The sequence below is a fragment of the Pannus brasiliensis CCIBt3594 genome, from assembly GCF_036688125.1.
Taxonomy (GTDB): Bacteria; Cyanobacteriota; Cyanobacteriia; order Cyanobacteriales; family Microcystaceae; genus Pannus; species Pannus brasiliensis.
Window position 1 is genome coordinate 44948 of record NZ_JBAFSM010000003.1, and the last position, 19280, is coordinate 64227.

Sequence of the window (19280 nt, forward strand, 5' to 3'; positions counted from 1 at the left end):
CGGGGATTCGCGTTCGATCGAGAGCCACCCGACGCGAGTGACCATCGACGGATTAACCGAGTAGATTAACCTTTCCAGTGTTGAGATCGTAGTAGGCACCGACGACCTTTATTTGTTTTTTTTCACTTAATCCGAAAATAATATCGGAAGTTAAGACTTTTTGGGTTTGATAGACGATATTGGCCTTTACCGCTCGTTCTAGCTTGTTCTCGCCGGTCTGGGCATCCGCCCTCTCCACCGCCACTTGAATGCCGTCGATCAGGTGGCCGAGTTGGCCGGGTAAGCGTCCCCCCTGAAGCGTCACTTTCACGGCCCCGCAGTGGGTATGGCCGAGAACGACGATCGCCTTAGCCCCCAGGATCATCGCGGCGTATTCCAGACTACCGATCTCTTCCGATGTGGCGATATTGCCGGCGACCCGACAGACGAAGAGATCGCCTAAGCCCTGATCGAAGATAATCTCCGCCGGGACGCGAGAATCGGCACAACCGAGAATTGCGGCGAACGGGGCTTGAGTTTCGGCGATTTCCGTCACCCGTTGCCGGTCTTGGTGAGGATTTAGCCTTTTATCTCCCGCGAAACGCTGGTTTCCTTCTAGGAGCTTGGCGATCGCCTCATCGGGGGTGATCGCTTGATTTCGGTCCGGTAACGAATCGGCCAAGAGACGGGAATCGTTGGCTTTCGCGAGTTGGGAACCGAGGATGGTGGCGGCGAAACCGGTACCGATCAGGCTACCCCCGTAACGGATTAGCTGACGACGAGAGACTTCGGACATAGAATTGGCACTCCTCGCGATTCCATGAAGGGTTAATCGGGAAAATCGCGATAAAATCTTATTTTAACGATTTTTTTCCTGAAAACAAGGGATGTTGACCGGGGAGGCGAACGGAAGGGGAAGCGGTTCGATCGAGAGCCACCCGACGCGAGTGACCATCGACGGATTAACCGATCAAGTTAACTTTTCCGGTATCGAGATCGTAGTAAGCGCCGACGATTTTTAATTGTTTCTTGTCGATTAAATCGCCCATAACCGTGGATTTAGAGAGTTTTTCCACTTGATACATCACGTTCGCCTTGATCGCTTTTTCCAGCTTGCTCGCGCCGGATTGGGTATCCGCCCGCTCCACGCCCACCTGAATGCCGTCGATCAGGCGACCGATCTGGCCGGGGAAGCGTCCCCCCTCGATCGTCGCTTTGACCGCCCCGCAACGGGTGTGACCGAGAACGACGATCGCTTTCGCGCCTAAAACCATCGTGCCGAATTCCAGACTGCCGATCTCTTCGGAGGTGGCGACATTTCCGGCGACCCGACAGACGAACAGATCCCCGAAACCCTGATCGAAAATGATCTCCGCCGGGACGCGAGAATCGGCACAACCCAAGATCGCGGCGAACGGAGCCTGACTTTCCGCCACTTCCGCGAGCCGCGCCATGTCTTGATTCGGATTGAGGCGTTTTTTGTTGATAAAGCGTTGATTGCCTTCCATAAGTTTGGCTAACGCTTGATCGGGGGTAACATTTTTGTTTTGAGCGAGGAAAGTGTCGGGAACGAAACGGGGATCGTTGGCGCTGGCCTTCGAGAGTTGGGAACCGAGGACGGTAGCGGCCAGACCGGTTCCGATAAAACCACCACCGTAACGGATTAACTGACGACGAGAGAGATCGGACATGAGACTTGCACCCATCAAAAGAAAAAAAGATTAAAAAAAGATATTACCAGAAAAAACTGGATTTATCGATTTTTATCCGAAAACTAAAGAAATCTGCGCTAACAGCGGCCAACACACCACGATCCCGATCAGGGAGATGCCCAGGACGATCGAGAGAACGTAGAATTGCGTTTGTCCGGAAACGTTGTATTTCAGGCTCTGACCGCTAAAGAGCGCCGCTAACCCGACGAGATTGACCACGCCATCGACGAGGAATCGATCGATCCAGTTGACGATATTCGACACCAGACCGACGACGAAGACGATCGTGACTTTATAGAGTCGCGCGGTGTAGAGGTCGTAGGCGAAGAAATCCTGAACGGCTTTCGGTTGGAAAACGATCGGTTTCGGGACACTCTCGCTCAGGTAAAGATACGCCGAGGGAACGATGCCCGCTACCGTCGAGGCGACCAGGAGGAAAACGACCCCGAGGTTCAAACCGCCGAAATCCGGTAATAAATTCCACTTCGCGAGGAGAATCGGGACGTGGAGGGCGAAACCCGCGGTCACGGTCATCGGCACTACCAGCGGCCAGAGCGCTTCCGGGGAACGGACGGTCATCGGCTTGATCTTGCCGCCGAAGAACACGCAGAATTCTCGGGTGACGCTAAAGGCGGTCAAAGCGTTGACAATTAGGAGAACGAGCAGTAATAAACCGCTAATTTCCGAGAGGCGATCGGCCAGTCGGGTTAACGCCCAGAAACCGCCGAAGGGAGGCAGGGCTACCAGACTCGCGGCCCCGATCAGGTAGGAAATGCCGGAAATCGGACGACGCGACCACAGGCCCCCGTACTGGCTGACATCCTGGCTAACGGTATTCCAAACGATGTTACCCACCACCATCACGAGGAGAGCCATCGCGATCGAGTAAGTAAATAATAGGGTTAGAGCGGTTTGCGTCTGTCCGGTGGCTACGGCGATGAAAATTAGCCCCATATAGGCGCTGACCGAGTAGGAGATCGATCGCTTCACGTCGATCTGGGCGATGGCGATCAAGGACGCGCCGATCGCCGTCACCGACCCGACGATTACCATCACCTGTAACGTCAGGGGCGATAGTTGTAAAACGGGTTCTAATTTCACCAACACCCACGCGCCGGTAGAAACCACCACCGTATTCCGGAGGATCGTCGCGGGCATCGGCCCCTCCATCGCCTCGTCTAGCCACAGGTGAAGGGGAAATTGGGCGCATTTACCCATCGGTCCCGCGATCAAGGTTAAACAAAGCAGATTCGCCACTGTCGGGTCGATTTTCGCGGTCGCCGCCCAGCGCGCCAACTCGTCAAAGTTCCAGGTTCCCGCGAGGGGCAATAGCGCGACCACCCCGATTAACAGGATCAGGTCGCCGACCCGTTTGGTAAGGAACGCGTCGCGCGCTCCCGTGACCACGAGGGATTGATTGAACCAGAAACCGATCAGGAGATAAGTGCCGAGGGTGAGGATTTCCAGGACAACGTAGCTGAAAAAGAGGGAATTACACAGCACCAACGCGCACATCCCCCCCTCGAATAACGCGACGAGGGAGTAAAACCGCGCCCACCCCCAATCCATTTCTAGATAGGCGATCGCGTAGATCTGGGCGGCTAGGTTTAAGCCCGTGATGAGCAGTAATGCCCCGATATTCAGGGTAGAAACCTGTAAATCGAGGGAGATCGATAAATTCGCGGCGTTCAGCCAGTGGAAAGAGAGCGATCGAGCCGGTTGACCCCAGACGGCGAACAGCGCCAGAAAGCTATGGCAGAACGCCAGAAAGGTCATGATCAGGTTAATATATCCCGACGGCCGCGGCCCGGTCTGGCGGATAATACCCGGCGACCAGGGGAGGGCGAGGAGCGCGCCGGCGAACGCGTACAAAGGTACAAGCCAGATAGTCTGGCTGAAAGATTCCAACATAGATTTCTCTCAAAAGAAGATCGATCGAGAAAGGAGAGGGGAAAAGTTAGTGATTCGTCAGGACAAACCTACTGTTATTGATGGGTTCGTATAGGGGGATCGTCGGGCTGGTTTCCACGAGATAGTGGAGGAAAGCGTCGGCGATCACCGATAACTGTTTCCCGGCCAGATAACAAACGTACCAATTCCGCTGGATCGGGAAATGTTCCACGTCGAGAACGACTAGCTCGCCGTTTTCCCCGTCGGAGATCAGGGTGTGTTTGGAAAGAACCGACAGTCCTAACCCGCCGGCGATCGCCTGTTTGATCGCCTCGTTACTCCCCAACTCCAAACGGACTTTCACCGATACATCGTGCAGGTTGAGCAATTTCTGCACCGCCTGTCTGGTTCCCGATCCCGATTCTCGCATGATAAAGGGTTCGTTATTCAGGCGGGCGATCGGGATGGCGCGTTGACCGGCGAGGGGATGATCCCGACGGGCGACCACCACGAGCGGATTTTCGAGAAAAGGACGGGAACAGAGTTCTATTTCTTCGGGAGGATGACTGAGAATATACAGATCGTCCTCGTTCTCTATCATACGCTCTTGCAGTTTCTGGTGATTGGTCACTTGCAGGGCGATGTCGATGCCGGGGTACTGTTGGCAGAAAGCCCCGAGAATGCGAGGGACGAAGTATTTCGCGGTCGTGATCACGCCGAGAGTCAGCTTTCCCTGTCGGGTTCCCTTGAGATCGGCGACCTTCATCTCGAAGTTATCCAACTGGTTGAAGATCTCCTGACAGGTATGCAGTAATTCTTTCCCCGCTTCGGTCAGGAATAATCGTTTCCCGATCTGCTCGAAGAGGGGTAAGCCTACCGCTTTGGTAAGTTGTTTGACCTGGGTAGAGACGGTCGGTTGCGTGATGAACAACTCCTCCGCCGCTTTCGTGAAACTACTGTGGCGGGCAGTAGCCTCGAAAACCCTTAATTGATGTAGGGTTGCCTGAATCACGTCCTTGTCCCCGCTCTATAACTACTATTCGTTACGATAAATCCTACCGTCTTAATAGATTTCAGTCAATTACTATTTTTATCAATATAGAGTAGTCTATATATAAGTTCTGCTTAAGTGCAATACGCCCGCGCTCGATCGATAGACCGACTTCCCGCGAAAATCTTTTGTCGAGAGGGGAGTCAGGAGGCAGGAGGCAGGAGGCAGGAGGCAGGAGGCAGGAGTCAGGAGGGAAAAATACCATTACTATCTCCCCATCTCCGCACCCCCTATCCCCGGTTATTGACCGACGAGGCGCCTTATTTAAACAACTGGAAAGTTGTTAAACTGAATCTATTCAAAGCAGAATTCTCCCGCCCGAACATGAACCCCATCGACTACCTGCGGATCAGCCTGATCGATCGCTGTAATTTTCGGTGTCAGTATTGTATGCCCGAAGACGCGGAATTGGATTATGTTCTCCGGCAAGACCTTTTAACGACGGAAGAAATTATCGCTCTCGTCCGAGAGGTCTTTATTCCCGTCGGTTTCCGTAATTTTCGCCTGACCGGGGGCGAACCGCTCCTTCACCCCGGAGTCGTCGAGATCGTTCGCTCGATCGCCGCCCTCCCCGAAACGCGGGATCTCTCTCTTACGACCAACGGTTATTTACTTGACAATTTGGCGGAAAAGTTGTACGGGGCGGGATTGCGACGGATCAATATTAGTTTAGATTCTCTCGATCCGGAGACGTTCGATCGGATCGTCGGCCGTCGCGGTCGCTGGCAGAGAACCTGGACGGGCATTCAAAAAGCGCGCGAGGTGGGATTCGACCCGTTAAAACTGAACGTGGTGGTGATACCGGGGGTTAATGACGCGGAAGTGGAAGATCTGGCCGCGTTAACGCTCGATCGAGACTGGCACGTTCGTTTTATCGAGTTCATGCCCATCGGCAACGCGGAACTCTTTCAGGAAAGAGCCTGGATACCCTCGGAGGAATTGCGCGCTAGGATTCGATCGAGGTGGGGATTGCAAGAGGGTTCCGTCCGGGGAAACGGACCCGCGGACGTGTTCCGGATTCCCGGCGCGCGCGGTACGATCGGCTTTATCAGTCAGATGTCCGAGTGTTTCTGCGATCGCTGTAACCGTCTCCGTCTCTCCGCGGACGGCTGGTTACGTCCCTGTCTCCTCAACGAAACCGGCCAGATCGATTTAAAAACCGCTCTCCGTCAAGGCGTTTCCACGAGCGAATTACGGCGAAAAGTCCGAGAACTAATCGAGAATAAAGCGGATATCAACTTCAAACTCCGCGACACCGGAACGGACACGGGAATCTACACCCGTACCATGTCCAGCATCGGCGGGTAAGGTGTAGGGAGATGGGGGGATGGGGGATTTTTGGGGAAAAGGGAAAAGGCTACTTTTAAGCCCTTCACCTTTACCCTTTACCCTTTACCCTGTCGCCTTTTCCCTCCCTCACCTCCTGTCTCCTTTTACTGTCCGAACTCTACTCGTGCCTGTTCCACCATCTCCACGGTAACTTCATCGGAACCCGCGTGACGGGCTAACTCCTCGATCCGTTGCCGGGCCTGTGAACGGACGAAGTAAGGAATATTTTTTAACTTCGCTTTCGCGTCGGCGGTCCAACGGGGGCTATCGGTCAAATCAAAATCGTCCATAAAGTTTCGAGATCGTCGCGTTACCTAGTGGCCATTGTAAGACGACCACCACCCGCGGGGGGAAGTAGGAACGCGCGCCCGGCGATCGACTATCATTAAAACTGTCCTTAAGAACGGGAAAAGAGCGTGAAATTCGGTCAGTGGTTGGGATTTATTTGTCTCGTTCTCTCGCTGTACGTGCTGTGGCAGATCCGGCAGTTACTCCTCCTGATTTTTATGGCGATCGTTTTTACCGTCGCCTTGAATCGGTGCGTGAAATGGTTACAGAATCGGGGAATCAGAAGGCAACTAGCGATCGCCCTGACATTATTGGGCGGTTTAGCGCTCGTAATCCTCTTTTTCTCCCTCGTTCTCCCTCCCTTTATCGAACAGTTTCAAAACCTGATCGATCTCCTACCGACGGTCTGGAACCAAGTCCGCGAGAGTTTAGACCGTTTGCAAGCGCAATTTCAATTCGATTGGCTTCCTCCCCTACCGAGCGAGACCGATATCGTCCGGCAACTCCAACCCCTAGGAACCGTTGTTTTTACCAACTTTTTCGCCTTTTTCTCCAACTCTCTCGGGGCGATCTTGCAACTATTACTCGTGTTAGTTTTAACGCTTATGATGCTCGCTAACCCGCGGGCTTACCGTCGCGCTTTCCTACAACTTTTCCCCAACTTTTACCGTCGTCGCGCCGATGAAATTCTCACTTTATCCGAGGTGGCTTTAGGGAATTGGTTGATCGGGATCTCCATTAGTTCCTCGGCCGTCGCGATTCTCAGCGGTATCGGTCTTTTCGCGTTACAGATTAAATTAGTTCTCGTTCACGCGTTACTCGCCGGCTTACTCAATTTTATTCCCAATATCGGCCCGACGGCCAGCGTGATTTTCCCGATCGCCATCGCCGTTCTCGGCCCCCCTTGGAAAATCGTCGCCATTCTCGTTCTCTATTTTATTATTCAAAACTTGGAGAGCTATTTACTCACCCCGACGGTGATGGCCAAACAGGTTTCTTTACTCCCCGCGATCACGTTGATGGCGCAAATTTTCTTCGCGCAAATGTTCGGTTTACTAGGTCTATTACTCGCCCTCCCCCTCACGGTAGTCGCGAAAACCTGGCTCGATGAATTACTCTTTAAAGATATTTTGGATCGGTGGGATCGTCCCCGCGTCGCCTTGGATGCTCCGGGATCGATCGAGATCCTAAAAGACTTCGGAGAAGAAGAATGAAAAGAATTTTCGCGACGCTCTGGCTTATTTTATCTTTTCTCTATCCCGCGAACGCGGGCGCGGAAACGGTTTTAGAAAAAATTTATCGGACGGGATTACTAGAAGTGGGAATCCGGGAAGACGCGATCCCTTTCGGTTATCGGGATAGTAATCATAATTTAGAGGGGTTATGCTTGGATTTTGTCAATATTCTTCGAGAAGAATTAAAACGAGAATTGAATCTAAATATAATTAGTGTTAAAATCTATAAATCGACCTTATTCAATCGTTTCGATCTGGTAGAGAACGGGACGATCGATCTCGAATGCGGCCCGAACACGATCCGGGAAAATCTCGATCGAAGGGTGACTTTCTCCCGTCCCTTTTTCGTTACGGGAACTCAATTTCTCATTCGGCGAGAGAACCGGGCTAACCTGAATCTGAACACGTTAGAAAACATCCGGATCGGGGTTCTACGCGACACGACCACCGCGAGTTTATTACGGGAAAAATACCCGAACGCTACCCTTCAAGAGTTTCAAGGGGCGACCGGTAGACTTCGGGGAGTTCAAGCGCTCAAGAGAAGAAATATCGACGCTTTCGCTAGTGATGGAATTTTATTACTCGGCGAGGCGATCGTTCTCGGTTTATCCCTAGAAGAAGAGTACGCGATCGTCCCCGAAAATCCCCTCGACTGTGAGTATTACGGTCTCATTTTACCGAGCGATAATCCCCGTTGGAAAGAGCTTGTAAATTCCGTCATTATTGCCGCTCAAAATCGAGAGGTTTTACGGCAATGGTTCGGAGAAATCGCCCCGTATTTTATCGAAACTCTCAACTATTGTCGGAATAAATCATGAAATTCCCCGTTTCTTTAGCGCGCTCGATCGCCCTCGCCACGCTCCTTTTATTACTGAGCAGTATCGCCCGACATATCCTCTTTCAATCGAACGCGCTCGATCTCGGCTGGTTCGACCAGGGAACGTATCTAATCTCTAGAGGAAAAAACCCGATCGTTTCTTTTGTCGGCTATCATATTCTCGGCGATCATGCCGCGTTTATTTTCTACCCGATCGCCCTATTCTATAAAATTTACCCCAGTGTTTACTGGCTATTTCTAATTCAAGCCCTCTCGCTCTCGATCGGCGCGTTCCCCCTCTGGCAGTTATCGGTACAAGCCGGACTAAAAGAAAGACAGGCTCTCGCGGTCTCGATCGTCTATTTACTCTATCCCCTCGTTTTTAACGTCAATCTTTTCGATTTCCATCCCGAGGTTATCGCCGTCCCCGCGATATTGTGGGCGGTACTCGCGGCCCGATCGAATCGTTTCTGGCTCTTTTGTTTAGCCCTACTCGTGATTGTTTCCTGTAAGGCGATTCTCTCCTTAACCGTGGCGGGAATGGGCTTCTGGTTATTCGTCTTCGAGAAGAAACGGAAATGCGGCTCGATCGCCTTGATAAGCGGTACGATTTGGTTTATCGTGACCGCGAAAATTCTCATCCCCCTGCTCACCGGAAAAGACGCGGCCGCGGAGATGGCCGATTCGCGATATAGCTATCTGGGAGAGTCGCTCGGGGAAATTATCCGCAATCTTTTTCTCTCGCCCGATCGGGTATTTTCCCATCTCTTCACCGGCGCGAATCTCGAATATTTAATCCTCTTATTTATCCCGGTCATCCCGTTTCTCTCCCCGCGAACCCTCGCCCCGTTAACCGCCGCTATCCCCGCGCTGGCCTTAAATCTACTCGCCGATCATTTCCCCCAGAAAAATATCACCACGCAATACTCTCTACCGATTCTCCCCTTTTTATTCCTCGCCGTTATCGCGACGCTGGCTAACGGCGGGGGATGGTTGAGAAAACCGAAATGGATGATTCTCTGGGCGACGATCGCCTTTGTCGCGTTGGCGAAATACGGGTATTTCTGGTCGCGCTATCTTACCACCCTCGACACCTGGCAAGCGACGCGGCAGGCCGTGGCGGCGGTAAAAACAAACGGGGCGGTATTAACCACGGCCAGTATCGCGCCCCATCTCACCCAACGCGAGGATATTCAACTGGCGATCGAGGGGTCGGAAAAGCTCGATCTCTCCCGATTCGAGTATATTATCCTCGATCGCCGTCACCCCGGCTGGTCGAGTTCCCCGGAACGGATCGACTTCTGGCTCGATCGAGTCCGCGACGATCGAAATTTCAAGTTAGTTTTCGAGCGCGATGACGTTTTTTTCTATAAATCTGTCACGAAAAACGACGAGACCGAATAGATCTCGCCGTTTTTTTCTAGATTTCCGTTACTAAACCGGATTAGAAGCGGAAGGTAGTCCGGAGTACACCCACGTAAACCGTTTGGTTACTGCGGTTGTTCGCGTTGAAGATCGCGTAAGCGCCGGGGGTGATCAGGATATTTTTGGTGATCGGGAACTTGTACTGACCTTGAACGATATAGGCGGTCGAGCTTTCCAGATCGGAGCGGGGAACCTGTCCACCACCGAGCGAGAGAACCGCGCCCTCGGTGAAGAGGTCGATTAAATCGATGTTGGCGTTCCAAGACCAGATATCGGTGGAGTCGCCATTGTTAACCCCTAGCGAGGGGTTCCCCTCCGCCGCGGTAGCTTGCGCGTAACCGCCCCAAGCGGAGATGTTCAGGAAACCGGGGATCACTTGCGCGCTTCCCTGTAAACCGTAACGATTCGAGGAAGTCGCCACGTTTCCGAACGGGGTCTCGGTTCGGGGGCTACTCACGTTCCCGAAGAGACCGGAGGAGATCCGATCCTGCGAGAGATAGTTATGGAGGTAAACGAAGGAGATGTCGGCGAACTTGATGAAGGAGAAACCGACTTGCGCGCCCGCGCTGTAGGAACCGTTGAATAAACCGCTCCCCGGATTGGGATTGCCGGCCGTGTTACTATCCGCTAGGTAAGTACCGGTAACTTGGAAGATGTCGCCGACGTTGAAGCGGAGGGCGGCACCCGTGCCGGACGCGCCGCGGAAGACGATGTTGTTATAGCGTCCCAAACGAGATAGCGAACCGGTGCCGCTATCGGCGAGGTAGGGGTTCGCGGTGGTGAACACGTCATCTAGGTTGAGGGCGTTGGCACCGACCCAGAGAGTCACGTCACCGAAGGGGGTCGCGATCGGGGCGCGATACCACAAATCATCGAGGGTGATATCGTTGTCCGAACCGTCATCGTAGGCCAGACGGGTCATGTTGGTTCCCGTGGGGCCGCGTTGGTTGAAGGTGTTGTTAAAGTTACCGGCTTGGAGACGGGTTCTTAAGAGGTCTTTTCCGGTGAAGCTGGTTTCAAAGTTGAGTCGAACCCGATCGTTGAATACGGTTTGGCTGGAATCGGAGGTGTCTCTGGGCGATACCGTGCCGTTCGGTCTCTCGAAAGAAGCGGTTCCACCACCGCTATCGGCGATACTGAAGATCACTTCCCCTCTAAGTTTGGTGGTGGTGGAGAATTGGTGATCTTCGAGGAAGGAGACGCGTTGTTCGAGGTTGTCCACGCGGGCCCCGAGGGCGGCTAGTTCGGCCTGGAATTCTTCGGCGAGACGTTTGAGTTTATCCACGTCCTCGCGCAATACGCCAACGCCTTCTTGGATCAGACGTTCCATCACGTTCAAGCAGGCGTTCAAACCGGCGGCGAACTCCCAACGGGTCAGCGCGCGATCGCCTCGGTAGGTGCGATCGGGATAACCGACGATACAACCGTAACGCTCGACAAGGCTTCTTAACGCTTCATAAGCCCAAGCGGTGGGGGAAACGTCACGCAGTTGGTTAACGCTGGTGACTTGGGACATGGAATTCTGATAGACCCCGGTGTTGATCTGTTGGCCGCTTCTCGACTGCTGGATGAGGTCTAGCTGTTGTTGCGCCGCGGGATCGATTTTCAGTTGGGGGGCGTTGGGAACCGATTGGGCGACGGCGGAACTGGCCGCTACCACGCTAGAACCGATTACCAAAGGGGTCGCCTTGAGTAAATTTTTGAATAGTTTCGACATGGGTCAATCCTCACACCTAAATTTATGGATTGAATAGACAGGGGTTATGAGCCAATCTTTTGCAGTCGGGTTGGATCATGACTACATTTTATTTCAAAACTCCGTCGATCGGGTTAAGTGAATTTTAACGTGGGACAGAAAATTTTCTGTCTCGTCTTAAACTTTTATTTAAGTTACTCGTTATACATACAAGGATAAATTTTCTTTACCCTCTCTGCCCGGTGACGATGTAGGACACGCGTTGCGCGATATTGGTGGCGTGATCGGCCATGCGTTCGAGATGGCGGATCAGGAGTCCCATCAGTAGGATCGGTTCGACCACTCCCTTGATATCGCGTTGATAGGCGAGAACATGGTACAGGCGATCGTAAGCCCGATCGACCGTGTTATCGAGATATTTCACTCTCGGCCCCGCCTGCTCGTCGAGATCGGCGAGGGCGACGAGACTGGTGGCGAGCATATAGCGCGCGTGGTGGGACATGGCCTCGATCTCGCCCATACAGCTATGGGGGGTGTAGGCGAAGAGCTTGATAGCGATCCCGGCGATATCCTTGGCGTAATCGCCGATCCGTTCGAGATCGCGGACTAATTGCATGAACGCGCTTAATAGGCGTAAATCCTGCGCCACGGGAGCCTGTAGGGTCATGAGGGTCGCGCAATCGAGTTCGATCTGCCGGTAGTAGCGATCGATCTCTTTATCGAGAGGCTTGACTTTTCGCGCCGATTCTAGATCGCGCTCGAAGAGGGCTTGATGGCCGAGGCGAAAGGATTCTTCCACGAGGGCGCCCATTCTCAAGACATCCTGTTCCAGTCGCTTGAGACATCGATCGAAATATTTGCGATCGGGGTGGTTGGTGTTGACGGATAGATTCACGATCGGGTTCGCGCCAGCCTACAAGAATTCTTATCTACAGTCATAACAAGAAAAGTTTCCTTTTTACCGTTCGTTATCAAACGAATTATCGGGATCGAGGGCGGCATCTATCATTAGGGGTAACTTTTCTCGTCCCCGACGGACTTCGGACGGGAGCGGGGTAGGGTCACTTGAATCCAGCCGCCGCCGGTTTCGGGATCGTTGCGGGCGACGATCGCTCCCCCGTGGGCGCGGACGATCTCGCGGGCGATCGAGAGTCCCAATCCCGTCCCCCGTTCCGCGGGAGAGTCATCGGTTCGGGCGCGGGAGGGATCGCCGCGATAGAGTCGATCGAACACCCTCGGCAGATCCCTCTCGTGAAATCCTTCCCCGGAATCGATCACGTCGATCTGTAACCGGCTTTCCCCGTCGGTATCCGGGATTTCCCCGATCGCCACCCGGATTTTCCCGCCAGCGGGACTATATTTAATCGCGTTATCGAATAAATTCACGAAAACCTGTAACAGCCGCGAGCGATCGCCTTCTAGTATCCATTCCCCCTCTACCGGTCGTTCTCGGGTAATATTTTTTCGTTCCGCTAGGGGGGTGACGCTCTGCCACGCGGTCTCGATCGGTTCTTGGAGATCGAGGGCGGTATACTGGAGCGATCGACCGGAATCCGCCTGTAAATCACTGATTTCCAACCAATCGCGCACGAGGGAAATCAAGCGTTCTACCTCTCCGGCCATCTGTTCGATCCAGCGTCGTTCGGGATCTTGCAGGCGTTTCCGCAGGGTTTCGACGGTTAGGGAGATGGAGGTGAGGGGAGTGCGTAACTCGTGGGTGAGGTCGGAGAAAGCGCGCTCGCGAGTACGGGATAATTCGACGAGAGGCTGTTGATTTTCGATAAAAACGCCCACTTCCCCGTTCGGGAGGGGATAACCGTATCCTTTGAGGGAGACCGAGCGATCGCCGGACGGATCGGCGATGGAATTGGTGGGGTAGAATGTCCAGACGCGCTCGCGTTGGTTCTGGCTGTCGCGGGTTTCTTGGATGAGTTGGTCTAGTTCGTAGGAACGGACTAATTCGAGGAGGAGACGCACCTGTTCCGGTTGCCAGCGATCGAGGGTGAGCAGTTCGATCGCCTGTCGGTTACACCAGAGGAGTTGATTATCGGCATCGACGTGAAGATAGCCGACCGGCGCGCGATCGAGCAGGGATTTCTGAATGGCGAGGGTTTCCTCTAACTGCCGCGTTCGTTTTTCGAGAAACTGCAACTCGCGCCGCACGAGAGAGGTGACGGGAAAACTTCTTGCCAGCGTACCCGCATCGGACTGAGCGGTGAGTAGACGCTTTAATTCCCGATTCGAGCGGGAGATCTGCCAGTAACAGATCGCTAACCCCAAGACGATACCGAGAATAAAAGCGAAAAAAGTCATCGTTCGCCGGATTTTTACCGAAGTTGAATTCTTTAAATTCTATCGGTAAATCTCCCGATCGGGGGTTCGCCGATCACCCGAAACGATACCCGAAACCGCGGACGGTGATCAGGTATTCCGGTTGGCCGGGATCGAGTTCCAATTTCTCCCGTAACCAGCGGATATGAACATCGACGGTTTTCGTATCCCCGAGGAAATCCGGCCCCCATACCTGTTCGATTAACTGCTCGCGCGACCAAACCCGACGGGGATAACTCATAAATAGGTCGAGAAGGCGGAATTCTTTGGGGGAAAGGTTGATTTCTTCCCCGCGGACGATGACGCGACATTCTTGGGTGGAGAGGGTGACATCGCGATATTTCCGGACGGGGGCCGCGGACCCGGAAGTGAATCCCTGACGGCGGATCAGCGCGCGACAACGGGCGATCAGTTCCCGCATACTGAAGGGTTTGGTGAGATAGTCATCGGCCCCGACTTCTAGGCCGAGAACCCGATCGGTCTCGCTGGCTTTGGCGCTGAGGATGAGGATAGGGATGATATTCCCGTGATGGCGCAGGAGACGACAGATATCGAGGCCGTTGATGTGGGGTAACATGACATCGAGAATCACCAGATCGAGACGGGATTCGAGGTTGGGGTTATCGTTATTTTGAAGGATTTCCAGGGCCGATCGTCCGTCCTTGACACCGATCGCCTCGTAACCTTCTTCTTGTAGCGCGAGAACGATCATGTCCCGGATGAGATCTTCATCTTCGACAATTAAAATCCGATGGGGGGTAGGGAGGTCAGAATTGGGGAATAGGGCGGGATTGTCGAGCGTTAACATAAAATGATGGAATGGCTCCTCTTAGGTGATCCCATATCAAACTGTACCCGAAAACGGGAGTCGGAGGGAAATGTTATTACAATTATCTACCTGGCCCGAGGTGGAATCCTATTTAGAAAGATCCCGAGGGATTATTATCCCGATCGGTTCGACGGAACAACACGGGCCGATCGGTCTGATCGGTACGGACGCTCTCTGCGCGGAGGCGATCGCGAAAGGTGTGGGGGAAGCGGTCGCGGCGATGGTCGCGCCGACGTTGAACGTGGGGATGGCGTTACATCATACGGCGTTTCCGGGGACGATCTCCCTGCGTCCGAGTACGTTGATCGCGGTAGTTCTAGATTACGTGACCTGTCTGGCCCGCTCGGGATTCGATCGCTTTTTCTTTATTAACGGTCACGGGGGGAATATCGCCACGCTCAAGGCCGCTTTTTCGGAAACTTACTATCATCTGGAGTCGATCGATCGCGAGGTGAAATGTCAGGTGGGGAATTGGTTCGCGTGTCGATCGGTCTATCAACTGGCGAAAGAGTTATACGGGGATAAGGAGGGTTCCCACGCGACACCGAGCGAGGTGGCGTTAACGTGGTATCTTTACCCGGATTTTATTAAAAAAGCTTCGATGTCGGAAACGGTGGCTTCGGGTTATCCGATTTACGGTTCGCGCGATTTCCGGGAACATTATCCGGACGGACGGATGGGATCGAGTCCGGATCTGGCGACTCCCGAACACGGACGGCGGTTTTACGAGGTGGCGGTTAAGGAGTTGAGCGAGGCTTATTTACAGTTTATGGGTTAGATGGGGGGATTAGGAGTTTTCTGCGATCGAGATGAGATCTCCGCTTCGTTTAATCCGATTGCCCAAGGTTAGCCCCGTATCGGGGAACTGGCAAAACACCAATCGACGATCTGTTGTCCCAGATATTCCCATTCGGTGCGTAAGTCTGTATCGACCATTTGAGCGATTTTGTGAGGATCTTGTTTTTTCAGCCACTCGATAGAATCTTCTAAAAGTTTAGCTCCGAAACCACTGAAAATATAACACTCACATTCATCTTTTTTTACATTACATTTCCAATCCTCAATACATTCTTTGGCTATACGACTGGATAAAGTCGGTATGCTGCCGAGTTTTTCTTGCCAGAATTTTTTTATGGCTTGATTAGATGAGTTAGCAAGATGGAAAAATTTAGAACCTTCTTTTAGATGTAAGAAATTTCTAACTTCAATTCCAGAACTATCCGTGATAGATTCGAGAATTTCTAGGGCTTTACTACGTTCACGATTGGACTGACAAACCTCGGACAATATCGAGTTTGGTATTAAATTTTCAACCGCTCTAACCTTTAAAATAATAAGCTGTGTAAAAACAAGATTGATATCATCGATCTCTTGGATTTTTTGAGCGGTACCACCTAGATTAGCACTGGGTGAAAGTCTATCACTATCGACAATACAGAGACATAAATTTTTTCTTGAATTTTGATTTTTTTGATATTCAATGGCAATTAAACTGCCTCCTGCTCCTATCGGGGTGTAATCGATCGGTACACTCTTTAATTGTTTCCAGACACGAAAAACTTTCACGATAATTTCGTAAAATTTTGTATCTATATCATGTTCACACAGAAGGATTGTTTTTTGGATTTTAGCGGAATCATTAAAAAATCTCGCTGGGACTTTGATAATCTGTTTTCCTCCAGATAATTCTAGTTTTGGTTCTGGACAAGGTTCGAGAACTTCGATATACTTCGATACGACTTGAAGATTGGCATTAAATTCTACAGAATTATACAATTTTTGATAGATAGCTCGCTCATTCGCCGATAAATCAGCGCATTCCAGAACTGGCTTCAATGTTTCTTTCTTGGCGATAACTTTATGTTTTCCCTCTTTGATAGCGATCGCTAAATATCTCAGAGCTTCTACAATTTCCTCATTTAAGTTTTCGGTCAACGATCGATCGATTTTAATCAGCATCCTTTCTCCTTTTAACTATCCATATCCATTTCAAAAAATCCTAACGGCCAATCGACTAGATAGCCATCCTCATCAAAATGAGAGGTTTTTACCATAACGTTTCCTGATTGATGTTCGGTCTCGAAGAGAACGATATTAATATCATCCGCTTCAATTTTTTTCTTAGCGACTAAATCGCCTAACTTATTAATCAAGGTTTCGCTGTGGGTTTCTATCACTAAACGAAGATCGATTTCGTTATCCTTGGCCGCTTGAATGGAATCAACAAAAGCATTCGTCAACATTCCTTGTAGACGAGGATGAAGATGTAGTTCAGGTTGTTCAATAGCGAAAATAATAGGACTAGGGGCATTAAAGAAACTAGCGAGGACAGGAATGCCAGGAATTTGATACAAACTAGCTGGATTAGATGAAATCTTTCTCTTGATTTTTCGGTTTTTACTGAGTAGCCATAGTTGGGTTATCACGGGAAGAATTTGAGAGAAACCGAATCCAGTATCAACGATATTAATCCCATCTTCAGTTTTGGGTTTATTGCCTCCAGGGAAGAATGATTTAATTTTGAGAGACACGAGATCTAAGGTTTGAGAAAGAATGACTTCAAAGCCAAAATGCTGACGAGTCCAGCCTCGAAAATCCTGTAATTCTTCCTCCGTTAAACTGCGAATAAACATGAGCAAATTTTGACCACTAGGATCTAATTCATCTACAACAAGATCTTGATTTCTGTTATATCTAAAAATCGGATTTCTAAATGGGGCTATATAACTTACTTGTCTAAAAAAATCGCCTAAAGTGATATCACATTTTTCAAGAATGATTGGCAAAAATTTAGCGATTAATAAATTTTTAATTTCTTGAAAATCAGAATTTGTTATTTGCCAAGAAGAAATCTTTTGAAGGTTTAAAATATCAATATATCTATTTTTTTTAATGTCTTTTAACATGGCTTCAGAACTGCCGAGTCCTACAGAAAAAATAATTTTAGCAATGTTCTCCGCCGATTCTTCTGCCGATTCTTCTGCCGATTCTAATGATGTGTCGCGAGGTAATATATTTTTTATTTTTTGTTCCAATAATTTAACAATAGAAAAAAATACAATTGTTCGTCTCCAGCGAGAGTATACACGAAACATCTCCGACTCACGATCCTCGTTCAATATCTCTTTTATTTCTACGAGAAAAGGTAATAAGTTTTGACTGTCGGTTTTTCTAAATAACTGTTTACCTGTAAGTTGAAGGATATTCAAATCGTTAATTTCAAATCTTGATAAATAACCATCTTCTTCAAAATCCACTTGAACCTTGGAATCATTTAAATTTAAAATTATAGATTGTATTGTTGTTGATTGGGTATTACGAATTTCCGCAAGTTTGAGTGTCAATGATACGCTAATATCCTCTAAAATATTATTAATGGGAATCGGGTCAAACCCGAAGAAATCATAAGAACTACCAATATCTTGTTCGATCAAAAAATTAAATGAGAAGCTTATCCCTTCCTCGGCGTTATTTTGATGGGCATTCTCATAATTGCCAAAGTCAACTAGGCGACCATTCCATAAAATCGGGCCGGTGGTTCTAGTTTCTACACTCTGTTTCAGCAAGGGAAAAAGACGGAGAAATGTACTTTTGCCCGAACTGTTCTCACCGAGCAGGACGGTGATGGGCTTGATTTGAATATCTCCCGTGTCCGATAAACAGCGTAGTCTCTGAACTCGAATAGACTCCATGCTCTTTTCTCCCGCTGACTCTGTGACGCTTTTTCTCCAGGCAAACTTCTAGGCTTCTGTAAATCGCATTAGAAGGATGGCCGGAAACCTTAAACTAGAATCTCGATCGATCTACTTCGAGCATTCTACCCCATTCAAAAGCTGGCGGATCATTCGATTTCAAAAAATTTACAGTTAAACATGGTTTATAAGGGAACACTAACCCACCGCGTAATCCGTATAGGGACGGAGATAGGCGGGATGGAATCCGAGAACGATATCTTCTTTGTCCACTCCCATATCGACCAGTTCTTTCGCAATATCTACATCGGTAAAATTACATTGAATCCAGATTTTATTGTCTTTAATATCAAAGTGCATAACACATCCATAAACTCGTTTCTTTCCTTCCCATCCCATCCGAACTAATTGATAATGATCGTGTTCTGTGTCGAAAATGGCTTGGCTTTCAATCTCGCCGTAAGCGTATGAATAACTGGCGTATTCAGAAATAAGTTCTTTGATTTTATTTCGATAAAATTCTAATTTTTCCATTGAAATATAACTCCTTTTTCTGGATCGTAAACAATTAATTTTAAATTTTGAGATTGAATAATTGTTTGGGCGAATTCAAGCTTAAAAAAGCCATTGTACGCTTCTTCAGGAATTGCTAAATATAAAGTTCGATATGGCTCTTGAATGGTTAAAATTGTTCTATAGTTGATAAATTGACCTATGGCTAAATGAAAATCCGAAATGGTCGAACTTCCTAAAAAACTTTTGATTTCGACGGCGATGGTCTGTCCGTCTTTTTCAGCGGCGATTAGTCTTTCCGCCGCTAGATCGATATACATATCGACTCCACCGAAACTGAGATGGAGAGGATCGGCGGTTATCGTCCACCCGTCCTTTTCTAAAGCGATTCTAACTATACCGTGAAACTTATCTCTAGCGGACATCGATCGCTCCCATCTCTATCGTATCCTTTCCAGAAATCCGGCACGGGGTAAACATTCCCCGTACCGTA

18 protein-coding genes are annotated in these 19280 nt (G+C 50.1%); 5 read left to right on the forward strand and 13 right to left on the reverse strand.

What is annotated here, in order from left to right; all coding sequences use genetic code 11:
* Nucleotides 1-52: 52 nt before the first annotated feature.
* The 4 genes from V0288_RS02405 to V0288_RS02420 all read right to left on the reverse strand — a co-directional run bounded on the left by V0288_RS02405 (nucleotide 53) and on the right by V0288_RS02420 (nucleotide 4593).
* Complete coding sequence (locus tag V0288_RS02405; RefSeq protein ID WP_332863414.1) at nucleotides 53-775, reverse strand: carbonic anhydrase; 723 nt, start codon at nucleotides 773-775, stop codon at nucleotides 53-55.
* A gap of 166 nt (nucleotides 776-941) precedes the next feature.
* A complete protein-coding gene (locus tag V0288_RS02410) occupies nucleotides 942-1670 on the reverse strand; it encodes a carbonic anhydrase (protein WP_332863415.1) in 729 nt (242 codons plus the stop codon).
* Between the two features lie 72 nt (nucleotides 1671-1742).
* Entirely contained in the window at nucleotides 1743-3602 is a 1860-nt protein-coding gene (locus V0288_RS02415) for an NAD(P)H-quinone oxidoreductase subunit F (protein ID WP_332863416.1), read from the reverse strand.
* Between the two features lie 46 nt (nucleotides 3603-3648).
* The gene (locus V0288_RS02420; RefSeq protein ID WP_422661873.1) at nucleotides 3649-4593 is read right to left on the reverse strand and encodes a LysR family transcriptional regulator; all 945 of its coding nucleotides are present in this window, start codon (nucleotides 4591-4593) and stop codon (nucleotides 3649-3651) included.
* A gap of 363 nt (nucleotides 4594-4956) precedes the next feature.
* On the opposite strand from V0288_RS02420, the gene moaA reads away from it, so the two are divergent.
* Nucleotides 4957-5940: a GTP 3',8-cyclase MoaA gene (gene moaA / locus V0288_RS02425; protein WP_422661880.1), complete on the forward strand. Its 984-nt coding sequence runs from the start codon at nucleotides 4957-4959 to the stop codon at nucleotides 5938-5940.
* 125 nt (nucleotides 5941-6065) lie between these two features.
* On the opposite strand, the gene V0288_RS02430 is transcribed toward moaA, so the two are convergent.
* On the reverse strand, nucleotides 6066-6251 hold the full coding sequence (locus V0288_RS02430) for a PCP reductase family protein (protein WP_332863418.1): 186 nt from the start codon (nucleotides 6249-6251) through the stop codon (nucleotides 6066-6068).
* Between the two features lie 126 nt (nucleotides 6252-6377).
* Between V0288_RS02430 and V0288_RS02435 the strand changes: the two genes are divergently transcribed.
* Genes V0288_RS02435 through V0288_RS02445 form a run of 3 tightly spaced genes read left to right on the forward strand, consistent with a single transcriptional unit; the run spans nucleotide 6378 to nucleotide 9705 of the window.
* Nucleotides 6378-7463, forward strand: a complete 1086-nt coding sequence (locus V0288_RS02435; RefSeq protein ID WP_332863419.1) for an AI-2E family transporter — start codon at nucleotides 6378-6380, stop codon at nucleotides 7461-7463.
* Nucleotides 7460-8302, forward strand: a complete 843-nt coding sequence (locus V0288_RS02440; RefSeq protein ID WP_332863420.1) for an amino acid ABC transporter substrate-binding protein — start codon at nucleotides 7460-7462, stop codon at nucleotides 8300-8302. Before V0288_RS02435 ends, V0288_RS02440 begins: the two co-directional genes overlap by 4 nt.
* Nucleotides 8299-9705 (forward strand): DUF2079 domain-containing protein, encoded by a 1407-nt coding sequence (locus tag V0288_RS02445; protein WP_332863421.1) that lies wholly within the window; start codon nucleotides 8299-8301, stop codon nucleotides 9703-9705. The genes V0288_RS02440 and V0288_RS02445 overlap by 4 nt, the downstream gene beginning before the upstream one ends.
* A 40-nt stretch (nucleotides 9706-9745) precedes the next feature.
* Here the strand turns inward: V0288_RS02445 and V0288_RS02450 are convergent, their stop codons facing one another.
* The 4 genes from V0288_RS02450 to V0288_RS02465 form a co-directional block, all read right to left on the reverse strand.
* Nucleotides 9746-11443, reverse strand: coding sequence for an iron uptake porin (locus V0288_RS02450; RefSeq protein WP_332863422.1), 1698 nt, complete (start codon nucleotides 11441-11443; stop codon nucleotides 9746-9748).
* Nucleotides 11444-11648: 205 nt separating this feature from the next.
* The gene (gene phoU, locus V0288_RS02455) at nucleotides 11649-12317 is read right to left on the reverse strand and encodes a phosphate signaling complex protein PhoU (RefSeq protein WP_332863423.1); all 669 of its coding nucleotides are present in this window, start codon (nucleotides 12315-12317) and stop codon (nucleotides 11649-11651) included.
* Between the two features lie 113 nt (nucleotides 12318-12430).
* A complete protein-coding gene (locus V0288_RS02460; protein WP_332863424.1) occupies nucleotides 12431-13735 on the reverse strand; it encodes a sensor histidine kinase in 1305 nt (434 codons plus the stop codon).
* 73 nt (nucleotides 13736-13808) lie between these two features.
* On the reverse strand, nucleotides 13809-14561 hold the full coding sequence (locus V0288_RS02465; protein ID WP_332863425.1) for a response regulator transcription factor: 753 nt from the start codon (nucleotides 14559-14561) through the stop codon (nucleotides 13809-13811).
* A 70-nt stretch (nucleotides 14562-14631) separates the two neighbouring features.
* On the opposite strand from V0288_RS02465, the gene V0288_RS02470 reads away from it, so the two are divergent.
* Nucleotides 14632-15360, forward strand: coding sequence for a creatininase family protein (locus tag V0288_RS02470; protein ID WP_332863426.1), 729 nt, complete (start codon nucleotides 14632-14634; stop codon nucleotides 15358-15360).
* A 68-nt stretch (nucleotides 15361-15428) separates the two neighbouring features.
* On the opposite strand, the gene V0288_RS02475 is transcribed toward V0288_RS02470, so the two are convergent.
* The 4 genes from V0288_RS02475 to V0288_RS02490 form a co-directional block, all read right to left on the reverse strand.
* Complete coding sequence (locus V0288_RS02475; RefSeq protein ID WP_332863427.1) at nucleotides 15429-16541, reverse strand: hypothetical protein; 1113 nt, start codon at nucleotides 16539-16541, stop codon at nucleotides 15429-15431.
* Between the two features lie 11 nt (nucleotides 16542-16552).
* The gene (locus tag V0288_RS02480) at nucleotides 16553-18274 is read right to left on the reverse strand and encodes an AAA family ATPase (protein ID WP_332863428.1); all 1722 of its coding nucleotides are present in this window, start codon (nucleotides 18272-18274) and stop codon (nucleotides 16553-16555) included.
* 198 nt (nucleotides 18275-18472) lie between these two features.
* Nucleotides 18473-18808, reverse strand: coding sequence for a XisI protein (locus V0288_RS02485; RefSeq protein WP_332863429.1), 336 nt, complete (start codon nucleotides 18806-18808; stop codon nucleotides 18473-18475).
* Nucleotides 18796-19212: a XisH family protein gene (locus V0288_RS02490; RefSeq protein ID WP_332863430.1), complete on the reverse strand. Its 417-nt coding sequence runs from the start codon at nucleotides 19210-19212 to the stop codon at nucleotides 18796-18798. Before V0288_RS02490 ends, V0288_RS02485 begins: the two co-directional genes overlap by 13 nt.
* Nucleotides 19213-19280: the final 68 nt, after the last annotated feature.